The organism is Microcoleus sp. AT9b-C3 (genome assembly GCF_036705485.1).
Taxonomy (GTDB): Bacteria; Cyanobacteriota; Cyanobacteriia; order Cyanobacteriales; family Microcoleaceae; genus Microcoleus.
Map to the genome: position 1 here is coordinate 45088 of NZ_JAUBUR010000030.1, position 14229 is coordinate 59316.

The window sequence follows — 14229 nt, forward strand, 5'->3', positions numbered from 1 at the left end:
AACTCAATATCGTTTGGTGGGGTGCTTGTGCCACAAGTAAAATAAATCGCCCCTGTCCTGTTTTCTACGCAGCAGTCTCGACACGAATTCTGACCGGTGCGACGAAGGAATACTGGTTATAAATTGGCCAAAATCTGAACTAGAGTGCAACGGAGGTTTTAAAGCGGGCTCCGTTACAGGTTAAACTTGTCTAGTCGTCAAACATCTCCCGATTTGTAATTGGGAAAACTCCCTGACGACAAAGTAAGATCGGCTCGACTATCGAGTTACGATCGCCTCCAGCACAGCTCCGCACCCCGCAGAAAAGCCAAACAGAGGCTGGTAAGTGCCAACTTGCTTTAAGGAGGGAGGAGTTTTAACCAGTATCAATCTTCAGCATCTATTCATGAAAATTACTTTTGTCCTGCCTACCCTTAGTCTTACAGGTGGCATGAGGGTTTTATCTATCTACACAGAACTGCTGCAAAAGAGAGGACACAAAATATTTATTGTCTCTATGCCCCTGCCGCAACCGACTTTAATCCAACAATTGCGATCGCTGCTGAGCGGTAGGGGTTGGCAGCCCGCTCCCAAGACACAAAAGTCTCACTTTGACAAGGTGGATGTCGAAAGTCGAGTCATCGAAACCAACCGTCCAATTACTGACCGTGACGTACCTGATGCCGATATTATCATGGCTACTTGGTGGGAAACTGCCGAGTGGGTGGCCAAACTCTCTCCGAGCAAAGGAACGAAAGTATATTTTCTCCAACACTACGAGGCTTTTGAGTACCTACCAAAAGGTCGAGTAGAGGCAACTTGGCGGCTACCGATGCACAAAATCGCTGTGGCCCAGTGGCTGGCAGAGATAGCTCGGAATGAATACGGGGATTTGTCTGTATCTCTCGTCCCCCCTACGGTGGACAGCAAACAGTTTTACGACCCCCAGTCGCGCTCGAAGCAGCCGCGAGGCAAGCAATTAGTTCCTACAGTCGGGATGTATTATACTACAACTCCTTGGAAAGGCTGCGATATTGCCCTGAAAGCTTTCTCTATAGCTGCTAAAAAAATTCCTAACCTTCGTTTAGTGGCATTTAGTGCCGGCCACGATAGTCCTCTTCCTGATTTGCTGCCTGATGGTACTGAGTATAATAAGGAACCTACTCAAGACCAATTAAAAGAATATTACAGCAAATGCGATGCTTGGCTGTTTTCCAGCAGATCCGAAGGCTTCGGCTTGCCAATTTTAGAAGCTATGGCTTGTGGCACTCCGGTCATCGGGACTCCTGCTGGTGCGGCTCCCGAACTACTTGCGGGCGGGGGTGGCATACTTGTCAAGCCAGAAGACCCAGAGGATATGGCAAAAGCGATCGAGCAGATTTGTCAGTTGTCTGATGCCGAATGGCGCGCCATGTCCGAGACAGCTTTGCAGACGGTGATAAATTATACTTGGGATGATGCAACTAATCTCTTCGAGGCGGCACTGTACACTGCTTTGGAACGTCAGGCACAATTAACGAACCAGACGTAAAATTGAGGTTGATTTAAAAGATTGGGGTGGGGCGATCGTTTAAGCGAGAATTTTTATCGGGCAATGTGAGTTGTCTTTCTACAATTTTACTGCCAAAAAAACCTATGGTTGCATTAATCCCACTTGCTATGTTCGGCTTTATTCCAGTCGTTTGTTACATGTTTGTGAGGTTTCCGCCTCTACGGGCAGTAATTATAAGTTTTGTGGTAGCGTGGCTGTTTTTGCCGCAAGCTTCTTACCCCATCCCCTCATTGCCACCGTATACCAAAATCTCCGCAGCTTGCTACGGCATTTTGCTGGGGACTCTTATCTACGATACGGCGCGCCTCACATCTTTTAAGCCCGGTTGGCTGGACGTGCCAATAGTAATTTACTGTTTATGTCCAATTATTTCACAAGTTAGTAATGGCGGCAGCCCCATTTCTCCAACTGTCAACCAAATCGTTACTTGGGGTCTGCCTTATTTTTTAGGACGCTTGTATGTGGGAAGTTTAGAGGGGCTGCGACAATTGGCGATCGGGATTTTTGCAGGTGGGTTAGCCTACATTCCTTTTACTTTAGTTGAAGGGGTGAAGGGCCCAATTCTGCACCAAATGATTTACGGCGTCAATGCCTTTGAGGACTGGGGTCAAGCAAGGCGTTTGGGGGGGTGGAGACCAGTAGTGTTTATGCAGCACGGTTTGATGGTGGGCCTGTGGATGATGACAGCAGCCTTAATTGCCGTTTGGCTGTGGCAAACTGGGACGCTTAAAAAGTTTATGGGCCGTAACATCAAGATTTTAGCAATTATATTAACTATCGCTTTTTTCCTGTGCCGTTCTACGGGCGCCTACAGTTTATTTGGAATGGCGTTGATCGTATTATTCTCTGCCAAGTTGTTTCGCACCTCTTTGCCCTTGCTATTGATAATTGGATATATAGTGTTTTATCTGTACATAGCTGCATCGGGTCAATTTTCGAGCGAAGACGTGATTGGATTCATCAAGCCAGTATTTGGCGAAGAACGAGCCGACTCTTTGAAGTTTAGATTTGACAATGAAGAGATATTGGGGGAAAAGGCGCGGCAAAGATTCATGTTTGGCTGGGGAGATTCCGGCGGAAACCGCGTGTATAACGCCTACGGCCAAGATATCGCGGTCACCGACAGCTTATGGATTATTGCATTTGGCGTCAACGGTGCAGTCGGTTTAGTTAGTTTATTTTCTTCATTGTTACTTCCTGTTATCGTCTTTGCCGTATTCAAATATCCCGCCAGAACCTGGTCTAATCCCAAGGTAGCACCTGCTGCCACCCTGGGAATAGCCTTAACTATGTACGTGTTTGACTGTGTTTTGAATGCTATGACTAACCCGATTTTTGCCCTGATTGCTGGAGGAATATCAGGTCTGGTCTTAAAAGCTCCAGAAAGTCTTAAGGCCAAGAAAACCAGTTCGCCACCAAGCAGACAGTCTCTGGTTCACCAAAAATCAGGATGATTTTCAGGAATGCGATCGCTGCTTCACTTCAAGCTTGACACTATCTTGCCTTTCCGGGAGACAAAAACTAAAAAATCTACCACTTTGGGATGAAATCCAGTTGGGAACTTGCGAGATATTTCTCACTCTGTTAAAATTTTAATCTCATAAACTCTTTTTTACATTCATTTGCAATGCTTCAACAAGTATTAGCACGGGATGGTTTTTTCTTGAAACTGTGTTGCGAGTTATCAACTTAAAAATGGGCTTTATACACTTTTTCTAAAACGAGCGGATTCTTTACATAATCTTTAAAAATCCTCACTAGACAGGCAGGGTGTAGGAGGATATACTGAGAAAAGTATGTTCACTGAAGCACCCTGGTAGTTAAAACACGAAACTGTATTGTGGGTTATAATAGTTTGAGTTGTAGTTGAATATAAAGCGGGAAGGGCATCATAAATGAAAACAGTTAATTTATTGAATGTCTCGATAGATAACTTGTCAATCACAGAGTTGTTTGAAAAACTCGACTGCGAAGGTGGTGTCGTATTTACACCGAATGTAGACCACTTGATTAAGTTGCAGTATGACCGCGACTTCTATGAAGCTTACAATACATCTACTTATAGAGTCTGCGACAGTCAAATATTGATGTATGCCTCCAAGTTTTTGGGCACTCCTCTCAAAGAAAAAATTTCTGGTTCTGATTTGTTCCCTGCATTTTATATGTATCACAAAGATAACGAGAAAATTAAAATATTTTTGCTAGGAGCTGCTGAAGGTATTGCTAGGAAAGCCCAGGAAAAAATCAACCAAAAAATTGGTAGAGAAATAGTGGTTGAAGCACTTTCTCCTTCTTTTGGCTTTGAAAAAAATGAGGAAGAATGTGAAACAATAATTGACGCGATCAATAAATCAGGAGCGACAGTTCTGGCTATAGGAGTGGGAGCGCCCAAGCAAGAGAAATGGCTGGTTAAATACAGGAGCAAATTAACAAACGTCAAAATTTTCTTAGCCGTAGGTGCAACCATTGATTTTGAAGCTGGTTGCAAAGCTAGAGCTCCCAAATGGATGAGCGAAGTCGGCATAGAATGGGCGTACAGACTTTTAAGTGAACCAAGAAGGTTGTGGAAAAGATATTTGATTGAAGGTCTGCCTTTTTTCCGATTAATTTTAGAACAAAAATTAGGGTTTTATAAAATGCCTTTCATGGAGAGCAAAACCAGCCAGCTAGAATGGAAAGGTGGTTCCTAAAAAGGGGCACCACAAATCTCTAGCGTAAATTAAGCTGAGAATCGGAGAAAGTGGGTTTGACTTCAAGGTAAGACTGATGCAATCTGTGGATAGTCCGATCGCACTTGGGAGCATCTCAATGAAAAATGAAAGCAGCCAAGCCTAAAATTGAAGTTTTGAGGGAGGAGGCAGAAGGAAGGAGCCAGAATAAGTGTTTTTACAAATATCAGATGCTCCCTCGCACTTTCTCTCAAAAGTATTCATTTTTGCTTTCAAGTCCAGGTAAAATCGGAAAGAAACCTTTTGTGGAAAATCCTAATTAGGGATGCAACCGATGAATCTGCCTTCTTTCTTGTGGTTGTGGAAAATAGCGGCTTGGTCAATGGGTGTTTCCCTGTTGGCTTACCTCTTGCTGGCCGTTACTGGAACGTGGATGTTTGTGGCTCGCAGTACCAAACAACCGCGCCCAAAATGGCTGCGTCCCTTTCATTTAGCCACTGGTGTGGGGATGGCGACTTTGGTAATTTTACTGCTGGGAATTGGTGTAGTCGGTACGCTAGGAGAGTACGGCAATTTGGGTCACTCGGCTCATTTACCGGCCGGGTTAGCTGTTGTGGCTTTGGTGTTGGTTTCTGTGGGAAGCGGGCTACAAATTGGCCCTAAACATCCTTGGGCGCGCCCCCTCCATATCGGCACTAATTTGGCCTTGTGTGGGGGATTTGTGACTGTGTTGCTCACAGGATGGACGATAGTACAAAAGTATTTGCCGAAAGTTTGAAACCTGTCTATTTGACCTCAAACTATACCAAATGTGCCAGGGAAACCATATATGTAAGTATGTAAGGTGCGCCACAGCGCACCCTAGGTTTAATTTTTTTGCGTGAGTCCGCTTTTTGTGATGAATTCTAAAATATGCTGCGCGGTAGTCTGTGGCTTTTCTAAGTGGGGAACGTGCCCGCAGTCGGGTATCCAAATTAGTTGAGAATTTGCGATCGCCCTTGCAAACTTTTCCGCATCCGCCGTCCCCAAAATCCGGTCTTGTTTTCCCCACAAAATCAGCGTCTGCTGCTGAATTTGCGATAATTTTTCCCCAAAACCTCCGTAACCGCCGCTTTTGGTAAACGCAATTAAAGCTTGATTCCAGTTGGGCATTTCCAAGTGCAAAGCAGCACAAGTTTGAGCGTCTAGAGAAGCAAAATTTTTATCGAAATAAGCATTGACGCTAATTCGCTGGCGAATTTTGGGATTGCGTAAAAAGGAAGTTGCTAGATACCCTAAAGGAGGAATTAAAAACTTTCCCTTATGAGAAGTGATGGCAAAACCTGCGCTATCTATTAACACTAATTGTTTTACAGCTTCGGGATAATTGAGAGTGAAATCAATTGCTGCTGCACCTCCCATTGAAGCACCGACTAAGATTACAGGCTGCGAAATTAGCGTTTTCCAAAAATAGTAAAGATGACTTTCAATTGCCCTCGCGCTGAATGCCAAACCCGCCGCTCTTTCTGTAAAGCCAAAACCCAATAAATCAACCGCCCAAGTTTCATTTTCGGCAGCTAGCAGCGGCAACAGGCGGCGGAATTCAAACAAGGAACTGTCGAAGCCGTGAAGTAGCAAAATCGGTGTTTTTCCCCTGCCTTGGCGCACGTAGGTTGTGGTAATTGGCTCAGAAGATAGGGGAGTTGCAATTGCTTCCCGTTGAATGCTTTGGGCTAAGGCAATTGAGGTAGATTCTGTGAGTTGTGCGATCGACTTTGGCAGAAAACTTGCTGGCATAATTCTTGATAAATTGTGAATCGGTAGGGGCGATGCCACTCTGTCCGCCCTAACATTTAAGTATATATGCTTGCTCGATCGCTATTTTAGGAGTTGGGGCGAGTCATTAAAATTCGATCGATATTTAGTATCGCGGCGTCCCACCAATGGCTGATTCTGTTGACTTCTGGTAAATATATTTGAGAATTGTTGCTAATAAATAATTTTTCAGATAAGATGCTTAAGAGCAGTAAGTTTGACACTCGCGCAATTTAACCGCAAATTGGCATCTAACCTAAGAGAGATTTCCACTCTAGATCGCAAAAAAAGCATCAAATTTCCGATCGCGGGGAATAAGTGTATCCGAAATATTCCCAGAAAACAAGTAGCCTGACAACCCAAGTTTGGCGAGGCGTGCACTCCCGTGTTAAATTTATTGACAATCTATCTCAATAGTATCCTGGGAGTAACGCCAAACAACTTGCTGCTAAAACCGATCAACTCTGAGAAGAACCATGAAACAAAACCAAGAATACAGCGAACAGAAGCAAGAGTCAAACCCTAGACAGTTCGCGGGTTTCACCTTTTACGGCGAGACACCTGAAGTCTCTGGAAGCGAGTCTGGCAGCACCGAAACTCAGCCTGCGGTGGCGGGTGGTAAATCATTCCCCCTAGCAATGGCAAGCATCGGGGAGAAATTGCGGATTGTCAAACTCCAAGGTTCAGAAGGCAGGGTGCGCCGTCTGATTGGTATGGGATTAGTCCCCGGAATCGAAGTTCAAATCATCAGCAATTCTGGCGGTTCTGTAATTGTGGCGATTGGCGACAACCGCATCGGTTTGGGGGCAGGGATGGCACAGAAAATTATGTGTAGGAATTCAAAATTGCCATAGAAAAATTGCATCTACAGCAATCCTATTTCATTGGTGAAAAAAATTTTTTATTAACCGCAGAGGGCGCAGAGGGCGCAGAGTCAGAGAAAAGAGAGATGTTCACAGATTCTGAAATTTCATTAAATTTTTACCAATTTAGACTGCATTCAAACAACAGATGAACGAGAAAAAACAACTAGGGAATTTAGCTGTCGGCGCAATCGGCCGCGTCATTGGCTACGAGAAAACAGCCAGAGGTTACAAAGGCAAATTGTTGGCAATGGGGCTGACACCGGGAACAGAATTTACCGTCACCAGGCACGCACCCCTAGGAGATCCCGTAGAAATCCTAGTGCGCGGTTTCAAACTCAGTTTACGCAAAGATGAAGCCAAAACCCTATTTGTAGAAGAGGTTAAATAATGACTAAGCAAATTATTGGATTGGTGGGCAATCCTAACTGCGGCAAAACTACTTTGTTTAATGCCCTGACAGGTGCTAACCAAAGAGTAGGCAATTGGCCGGGAGTAACTGTAGAACGCAAAGAGGGAAAATATACTCACGATGGTTTAGCAATTACGATTGTTGACTTACCGGGAGTTTATTCTCTTGATGCCGAAGATGGAGACACCGGACTCGATGAATTGGTAGCGCGAGATTATTTGCTATCTGGGGAAGCTGACGTAATTATTAATATTGTTGATGCTTCTAATTTAGAGCGCAATTTGTATCTCACTACCCAAATTTGGGAGATGCGCGTACCGACAATTTTGGGCCTGAACATGATGGATGTTGCCAAAGAACGAGATTTCAAAATTAAGGTCAATAAACTTGCAGAACGCCTCGGCTGTACGGTAGTGCCGATGAGTGCTGCTTCTAATGACGGATTGCCTCTGTTGCGGGATGCTATTAACATGGCACTGGCTAAGCCGATCGTACCATCTGCCTATGTCGCTTATCCGGCTGCGATCGAAGATGCGATCGTCCAACTCATCCCGCACATCGAAAAACACAGCCCAAATCGCACCGTAGATGCCCGCTGGACAGCCCTGAAGCTGTTAGAATATCAGGATGCAGTCGCCCCGGAACTAGCCAGTACAGAACTCGAAAAAATCGTCGTTCCGCACCGCCGCCGAGTCCATGAAACCCTCGATGACGACCTCGATATTATCATCGCCGACAGCCGTTACACCTTCATCCGCAACCTAACCCAAGGCGTCACCGAATGTTCTAGGGAAGTCAAAACCAACGTTTCCGACAAAATTGACCAAATTGTTCTCAATCGTTTCTTAGGCATTCCCGTATTCTTAGCGGTAATGTACCTAATGTTCACCATTTCGATTAACGTTGGTGCAGTGTTTATCGACTTTTTTGACATAGCCTTGGGGACAATTTTTGTAGATGGTTTCGCTAAACTTTTAGAAAGTATCAGCACACCAGGATGGTTGATTGGACTTCTCGCAAAAGGTGCTGGTGGTGGCATTCAAACCACATCTACATTTATCCCCCAAATTGGCATGATGTTCTTGTGTTTGTCTGTTTTAGAAGACTCCGGCTACATGGCGCGGGCTGCCTTCGTGATGGACAGATTGATGAGATTTGTCGGACTTCCAGGTAAATCATTTGTGCCGATGATAGTCGGTTTCGGCTGCAATATCCCCGGAATTATGGCGACGCGGACATTGGAAAATAAGCGAGATCGCACAATGACGATTATGATGAATCCATTCATGTCTTGTAGTGCCCGATTAGCAGTTTACGCCCTATTTTGCGGCGCATTCTTCCAAGTCGGCGGTCAAAACATGGTATTGGGACTTTACCTAATCGGAATTCTAGCCGCTGTTCTCACCGGACTAATCCTCAAGAATACCATCCTCCAAGGAGAAGCTGCGCCTTTTGTTATGGAATTGCCGCCCTACCACATTCCCAAGCTCAAAGGAGTGCTGCTGCGTACTTGGGACAGGCTGAAAGCTTTTATCACAAAGGCCGGAATTGCGATCGTGATCATGGTGGTTATACTAGGATTCATGAGCTCAGTGGGTACCGACGGTTCCTTCGGCAAAGACAACAGCAAAGACTCAATTCTTAGTGCAGTCGGCCAGGCGGCAACACCTGTATTTACACCAATGGGAATCACCCAAGAAAACTGGCCCGCCACCGTCGGTTTGCTAACAGGAATATTTGCCAAAGAAGTAATGGTTGGAACCTTAGATTCCTTGTACACCCAACTAGCAGACGAACAAAAAGCAGCAAGTGGAGAACCGGAGAAAGAAGAAGAATTTAGTTTCTGGGGAAATATCGGCCAAGCATTTTTTAGCATACCAGAGAATCTTACAAAACTTCCCCGTCAACTTTTCGATCCCCTCGGCTTAAATTCTACTAATATTACCGACCAAAAACAAGCGGAAGAAGACCAAGGTATCTCTGGTAGCACCTACGGACAAATGTCCCAGCGGTTCGCTTCCAATCAAGCAGCTTTTGCTTATTTGCTTTTTGTATTGCTGTACTTTCCCTGCGTCTCCGCAACGGCTGCGCTTTACCGCGAAACTAACTTGGGATGGACTGTATTCGCAGGCTTATGGACTACTGGTTTAGGTTACTGGGTTGCAGTCCTCTATTATCAAGTCGCGACATATGCAGAGCATCCAGAATCTTCAGTTATTTGGGTAGTGAGACTGGTAATAGCTATGGCGCTGACACTTGGGGGATTAAAAATGATCGGTGCAATACGCCCCAAGCGACGCGCAGCAATCAGTAGTTAGTTGACTGTTGACTGTTGACTGTTAATTGTTAACTACGTTTAAAAATCAAACAAAGGAGAAAAGCCATGATTTTAAGCGAAATCCAGAAATTTATTGCTGACAACAAAAGAGCCTCTATCGCGGATCTAAAAATCCACTTTCGCATGGATAGTGATGCTTTGCGCGGAATGTTAAATCGCCTAATTCGCAAAGGCAGAATTAGCAAAATGGCAGAAGCCAAAAAATGTGGCGGCTGTGGCAGTTGCGCCGACGATGCAACGGAGATTTATGTATGGGTAAATCCTGGCGAGTCGGTGTCAGCAAAAGAGCCAGTTTCTGCAACTTGTGATTAACAAATCAGGAGACGGCAGTGCCGTGTCCCTAAAATTAATCACGGTATTACTCGTTACTAGGCAGAGCCTAGTAACGCATATCCGGAGGCTCTGCCTCCAATTTTCCTGCTAGGATAGTGAGGCAGAGCCTCTAGATATTGATTCCCAGGCCGAGCCTGGGAACCAGTTAAAAAATCATAAAACATAGATGCACTAACTGATATTAAATTGATCAAGCCCTATTAACTCTGGCACAGACAAGTTGCTTCTATGATCCGGGTTTTTATCGGCAAATAAATCACAAACTCGGCTCCCTGCCCTATTTCCGAATTCACTTCTATTTTCCCTTGATGCTTCTCGATTATCTGGTAGGAAATTGACAGCCCTAAACCAGTTCCTTTACCCACAGGTTTAGTGGTAAAAAATGGGTCAAATAGCCTATTAATTGCATCCGGGTCAATCCCATTACCGTTATCTCTAATCTTCACCACCACTTGATTTACTCCTGCTATTTCGGTGAGTATTTCAATCTCCTTGTTGCGAAGATTTGGATTGCTCAACAGTGCATCAGCAGCATTGGCTATGATATTCATGAATACCTGGTTTAACTGCGACGGATAGCACTCTACCAAGGGCAATTTCCCATAATCTTTAATTACTTTAATCGCTGTTTTTATTTTGCTATTTAAAATTAATAGAGTGCTGTCAATTCCTTCATGGATATCGACTGGTTTCATTTCAGCTTCATCTAACCTAGAGAAGTTTCGCAGGGACAAAACAATTTGCTGAATTCGCTCAGTACCCATTTTCATCGAAGATAGTAACTTCGACAAATCTTCTGATAAAAATTCGAGTTCAATTTCCTCGATGCAGTCTTGAATCGGCGTGCTTGCATTCGGAAATTCCTGCTGGTAAAGTCCTACAAGCCTGAGCAAATCTTGAGTATATTGGTTAGCATGAGAGAGGTTGCCATAAATAAAGTTAACTGGGTTGTTAATTTCGTGAGCAATACCAGCCATCATCAACCCCAAGCTGGACATTTTTTCGGCTTGAATTAGTTGAGATTGGGCATTTTTTAAATCGTGAAGCGTTTGTTGCAGTTGGTGCAATTGTAGGTTTAGTGTACGATCGCGATTTTCTACTTGTTCTATCATACAGTTGAAAGCTTCGGCAAGTTGACCTACCTCATCAGAGGAAGGAATGGGTACTCTACCAGAAAAGTATTCATTGCTTGCCATCCAATTCACGTTTTGAGTTAAATCTAGAATTGGTTTTCCGATGATTCGGCTAACTACAGCACCAACAATCGTGGCTAGAATTACCCCTGCCCAAAAGAAACTATCTAGCCGTTGAGATAAAGTTAATTGCGTTTGCTGCACTGTCGCCATTGGGCTAAACACACCTAGAGCTATGCTATCGCCTATTTCGGAGATTTCTACCGTTTTCATTATGTAAGACAGGCGCTCAATATCTATTTTAGTAGTCGATGTCTGTGGTGTAGGTTTTTTCCAATATTTAGAGCGAATTTGGGAAAAATTAGTAGCAATTAATTCTCCGGATTTAAAGATTGCGAAGTAGTTTTTACTCTTAGTATCAATGTTGATTTTATGCAATTGTTCGTCTGTCACTAAGTCACCGACGAGTACAGCACCAATTATCCTCTTCTTGCTTCTAATCGGTGCAAATCCTACTAGCAATGCTTGCGGTTTGCCATCAATGCTGACGAAATTTGATTTTTCTAAGCCTTTAAGTGCTGAATTTATCGCTGCGCTATTGATTAACTTCTTATCTATGAGCGAATCTTCTCGCAACTCTGCTACTATTTCGCCCCGCCCGTCTACTACTTTGACTAAATCTAGTTTAAAAATGGTTTGTAGAGATAATATATCTTGACGCAATATGTCTGTGTTTTTCTTTTCTACAGCGCCAATAACTTCTGGTTCTTCTGATAGTAGTTTGGCTTGCATTGTCAATTGAGTCGAGCGAGTTTTGAAGTCTCGCACGGCTAAAAATGCTTGGTTTTCAATTTGATCGCGCACTCCTTTTTCGAGAGTGTTGGCAAATCCGATTTTGACTGTGTGTATGACTAATAACAATAGAGTGACGGATACACTTAGAAACGGCACGATAATTTTGAGGCTCAGCGGTACTCGAAAGTACGGTGGGCTCTTGATTGAGCTGTTGTCGCCCTCGATCGCACTCCTTATATTTTTCATAATTAATTATTAAGAATAAGACTCATTAATATATCATAATACATTAACCGTAAATTTTCATTGCGGGAAGCTGCTAGTGCTGCCAAAGTCTTGATATATAAAGAGTTGAATCTGTAGTAGATTTTGGCAGGCTGGCGAGTAGACTGCTTTTAGCACCCCAAAACTTGTTAGTTATTTATCTCAATAGTGGCGCCAATCTAGAACCTCAAATCTAAAATCGGTTGGCGGCTGTGTAGAGACAGCCAAAAGTTTAGTATTTCTTCCCCAACTTGTTCTGGATAGAAGTGATGAAAAAAATGCCTACCCTCTTTAAATTCCCAAAGTCGATCGCCTTTTTTAAGGAACTTAAGCCAGGGGCGCATGACAATAGGAGATACTACAAAGTCCGTCTTGCTACTGCATAACAACAAAGGTACTTCTACACCCCCATCGGATAAATTTGTCGTACTAAATAACGAGTGAGGCGAAGGCGAAAGTGCTAAATTTTCTTCAAAATATGATACAAATCTTTGATTGATATACTGATTTTGTTCTCCCAACATATCGCCAACCATTTGAGTTAAAATTTGTTTACGACTCCAGGAAAAAGCTGAAAGATGTGTATAGTAATGAGCTTGCCAATTAATAGTAGATGGCAAGCCGACAGCTAAAAGTCCCAAAGAGCTGACTTTGTGAGGATAGCGGCGGGCATACATTAAACCAATTAGTCCGCTGGTACTGTGACCGATTAGATGAATTGGGCGATTCCGCGCTTTCAAATAGTGATCTAGTAGCTCAACGGCGACATCTAAAGAACAAGCTTCATCTTGCGTTTGTTCGTATTTCCATATTTGTATTGGTACTGACTGATTTAAGTAGTTAAGGAGAGAAAGATCGAATAATTGCAAACTCGGACTGGCACTTAGCCACAGCACATCATCTGAAGTATATCTCATCACTTTTAAGTTAGAAAATGCAGCTATTAATAATTTTAACTGGTTCCCAGGCTCTTCTTGGGAACCGATGTCCAAAGGCTTTGCATCGCGGAGTAAAATTGGAGGCCGATCCTGGTAACGAGTAATTGCAAAACCTGCCCACCATTAATCCTAGATCGCAAATTCTGTCTTGAGTTGAGATACCCAAGATTTTACCCGTGCTTCCGTCAGATCGGATTGGTTATCTTCATCAATAGCAAGACCCCAAAATTTGCCATTAACTACCGCTTTAGATTCATTAAAATCATAGCCGTCTACCGGCCAATAACCAACAGTTTCGCCGCCCTGTTCCGTGATTTTCTCAGCCAAAATCCCCATGGCATCCATAAAATTATCCGGGTAGCCTTCTTGGTCGCCAGTTCCCACATAAGCTACTTTTTTGCCGCTAAAATCAATATCATCAAGTTCTGGGAAAAAGCCTTCCCAGTCGCTTTGCAGTTCGCCGATATTCCAGGTTGGACAGGCGATAATCAGACATTCGTATTCAGCAAAATCATCATTTTCAATGCTGCCTATCTCGTGCAAAGTCACGATATCGCCACCAAATTCATCCCGAATCATTTCAGCGATAGACTCAGTTTTGCCAGTTGTAGTTCCGTAGAAAAGACCAATTGATTTCGACATTGTTACTCCGAAGGTGAAATTTGATAGTGCTTGAGAATTATTTTTTTTGAGTCAGGATTTGGCATTTCCTGCCTGCAATTCATGCAAAAACAGTAGACGCGATTGTGGCGCACCTGAGAAATTAGGGAGTCAAGGCAGCAAGGACACTGTTTTTTCATCTGCTTAAAGTTGAAAATTCATTAACCAAGCTGACTCACTCAAATCGGGGTCTGGTTCGCAGTCAATTAGTAACAAATTCAGTGTGGTTTGTACTTTTAGACTGCGCGGGATGCCGGCGGGTACAAACACAAATACTCCCGGTGTTAAAGTGACTTTTTGATCGCACACCGTGAGAGTTCCCCCTCCTTCTAAGACGGCGAGGGTTACATCTTTGGAGTTATCGAGGTCAGGTATTTCGGAATTTTTACCCAAACTCATCAGTTTTTGGCTGTCGGCGGGTTGTCCGTCGCTGATTCGATCGGCGGATGCGGAAACTATTGCTGCTGTCACGGTGATTGACCTCCAGGTACTGTTAACT

At 43.8% G+C, this 14229-nt stretch carries 13 protein-coding genes; 8 read left to right on the top strand and 5 right to left on the bottom strand.

Annotation, left to right across the window (positions count from 1 at the left end):
* The first annotated feature begins 385 nt into the window (after window positions 1–385).
* From QUB77_RS23440 to QUB77_RS23455, 4 genes are all read left to right on the top strand, one after another.
* Entirely contained in the window at window positions 386–1510 is a 1125-nt protein-coding gene (locus tag QUB77_RS23440; RefSeq protein ID WP_333178564.1) for a glycosyltransferase family 4 protein, read from the top strand.
* Between the two features lie 104 nt (window positions 1511–1614).
* Entirely contained in the window at window positions 1615–2985 is a 1371-nt protein-coding gene (locus QUB77_RS23445) for an O-antigen ligase domain-containing protein (RefSeq protein ID WP_333178567.1), read from the top strand.
* Between the two features lie 441 nt (window positions 2986–3426).
* The gene (locus QUB77_RS23450; RefSeq protein WP_333178569.1) at window positions 3427–4221 is read left to right on the top strand and encodes a WecB/TagA/CpsF family glycosyltransferase; all 795 of its coding nucleotides are present in this window, start codon (window positions 3427–3429) and stop codon (window positions 4219–4221) included.
* 313 nt (window positions 4222–4534) lie between these two features.
* Window positions 4535–4978, top strand: coding sequence for a DUF4079 domain-containing protein (locus QUB77_RS23455; protein ID WP_333178571.1), 444 nt, complete (start codon window positions 4535–4537; stop codon window positions 4976–4978).
* Window positions 4979–5067: 89 nt separating this feature from the next.
* Here the strand turns inward: QUB77_RS23455 and QUB77_RS23460 are convergent, their stop codons facing one another.
* Entirely contained in the window at window positions 5068–5976 is a 909-nt protein-coding gene (locus tag QUB77_RS23460) for an alpha/beta hydrolase (protein ID WP_333178574.1), read from the bottom strand.
* A gap of 494 nt (window positions 5977–6470) precedes the next feature.
* Between QUB77_RS23460 and QUB77_RS23465 the strand changes: the two genes are divergently transcribed.
* The 4 genes from QUB77_RS23465 to QUB77_RS23480 all read left to right on the top strand — a co-directional run bounded on the left by QUB77_RS23465 (window position 6471) and on the right by QUB77_RS23480 (window position 9919).
* Window positions 6471–6848, top strand: a complete 378-nt coding sequence (locus QUB77_RS23465; protein WP_333178577.1) for a FeoA family protein — start codon at window positions 6471–6473, stop codon at window positions 6846–6848.
* 157 nt (window positions 6849–7005) lie between these two features.
* Window positions 7006–7248, top strand: coding sequence for a FeoA family protein (locus tag QUB77_RS23470; RefSeq protein WP_333178580.1), 243 nt, complete (start codon window positions 7006–7008; stop codon window positions 7246–7248).
* Window positions 7248–9587 (top strand): Fe(2+) transporter permease subunit FeoB, encoded by a 2340-nt coding sequence (gene feoB, locus QUB77_RS23475; protein WP_333178583.1) that lies wholly within the window; start codon window positions 7248–7250, stop codon window positions 9585–9587. Before QUB77_RS23470 ends, feoB begins: the two co-directional genes overlap by 1 nt.
* A gap of 65 nt (window positions 9588–9652) precedes the next feature.
* A complete protein-coding gene (locus QUB77_RS23480) occupies window positions 9653–9919 on the top strand; it encodes a FeoC-like transcriptional regulator (protein ID WP_333178585.1) in 267 nt (88 codons plus the stop codon).
* A 221-nt stretch (window positions 9920–10140) separates the two neighbouring features.
* Here QUB77_RS23480 and QUB77_RS23485 read toward each other — a convergent pair whose 3' ends face one another.
* The 4 genes from QUB77_RS23485 to QUB77_RS23500 all read right to left on the bottom strand — a co-directional run bounded on the left by QUB77_RS23485 (window position 10141) and on the right by QUB77_RS23500 (window position 14201).
* Complete coding sequence (locus tag QUB77_RS23485; RefSeq protein ID WP_333178589.1) at window positions 10141–12114, bottom strand: ATP-binding protein; 1974 nt, start codon at window positions 12112–12114, stop codon at window positions 10141–10143.
* Between the two features lie 197 nt (window positions 12115–12311).
* A complete protein-coding gene (locus QUB77_RS23490; RefSeq protein ID WP_333178592.1) occupies window positions 12312–13049 on the bottom strand; it encodes an alpha/beta hydrolase in 738 nt (245 codons plus the stop codon).
* Window positions 13050–13199: 150 nt separating this feature from the next.
* Window positions 13200–13712: a flavodoxin FldA gene (gene fldA, locus QUB77_RS23495; protein WP_333178594.1), complete on the bottom strand. Its 513-nt coding sequence runs from the start codon at window positions 13710–13712 to the stop codon at window positions 13200–13202.
* A gap of 162 nt (window positions 13713–13874) precedes the next feature.
* Window positions 13875–14201, bottom strand: coding sequence for a cupin domain-containing protein (locus QUB77_RS23500; protein WP_333178597.1), 327 nt, complete (start codon window positions 14199–14201; stop codon window positions 13875–13877).
* Window positions 14202–14229: the final 28 nt, after the last annotated feature.

What these genes read in the sequence shown, in the direction of transcription:
- feoB (WP_333178583.1), top strand. Translation starts at nt 7,248, where the DNA reads ATGACTAAGCAAATTATTGGATTGGTGGGCAATCCTAACTGCGGCAAA.
- QUB77_RS23445 (WP_333178567.1), top strand. Translation starts at nt 1,615, where the DNA reads ATGGTTGCATTAATCCCACTTGCTATGTTCGGCTTTATTCCAGTCGTT.
- QUB77_RS23460 (WP_333178574.1), bottom strand. Translation starts at nt 5,976, where the DNA reads ATGCCAGCAAGTTTTCTGCCAAAGTCGATCGCACAACTCACAGAATCT.
- QUB77_RS23440 (WP_333178564.1), top strand. Translation starts at nt 386, where the DNA reads ATGAAAATTACTTTTGTCCTGCCTACCCTTAGTCTTACAGGTGGCATG.
- QUB77_RS23455 (WP_333178571.1), top strand. Translation starts at nt 4,535, where the DNA reads ATGAATCTGCCTTCTTTCTTGTGGTTGTGGAAAATAGCGGCTTGGTCA.
- QUB77_RS23470 (WP_333178580.1), top strand. Translation starts at nt 7,006, where the DNA reads ATGAACGAGAAAAAACAACTAGGGAATTTAGCTGTCGGCGCAATCGGC.
- fldA (WP_333178594.1), bottom strand. Translation starts at nt 13,712, where the DNA reads ATGTCGAAATCAATTGGTCTTTTCTACGGAACTACAACTGGCAAAACT.
- QUB77_RS23480 (WP_333178585.1), top strand. Translation starts at nt 9,653, where the DNA reads ATGATTTTAAGCGAAATCCAGAAATTTATTGCTGACAACAAAAGAGCC.
- QUB77_RS23450 (WP_333178569.1), top strand. Translation starts at nt 3,427, where the DNA reads ATGAAAACAGTTAATTTATTGAATGTCTCGATAGATAACTTGTCAATC.
- QUB77_RS23490 (WP_333178592.1), bottom strand. Translation starts at nt 13,049, where the DNA reads ATGAGATATACTTCAGATGATGTGCTGTGGCTAAGTGCCAGTCCGAGT.
- QUB77_RS23485 (WP_333178589.1), bottom strand. Translation starts at nt 12,114, where the DNA reads ATGAAAAATATAAGGAGTGCGATCGAGGGCGACAACAGCTCAATCAAG.
- QUB77_RS23465 (WP_333178577.1), top strand. Translation starts at nt 6,471, where the DNA reads ATGAAACAAAACCAAGAATACAGCGAACAGAAGCAAGAGTCAAACCCT.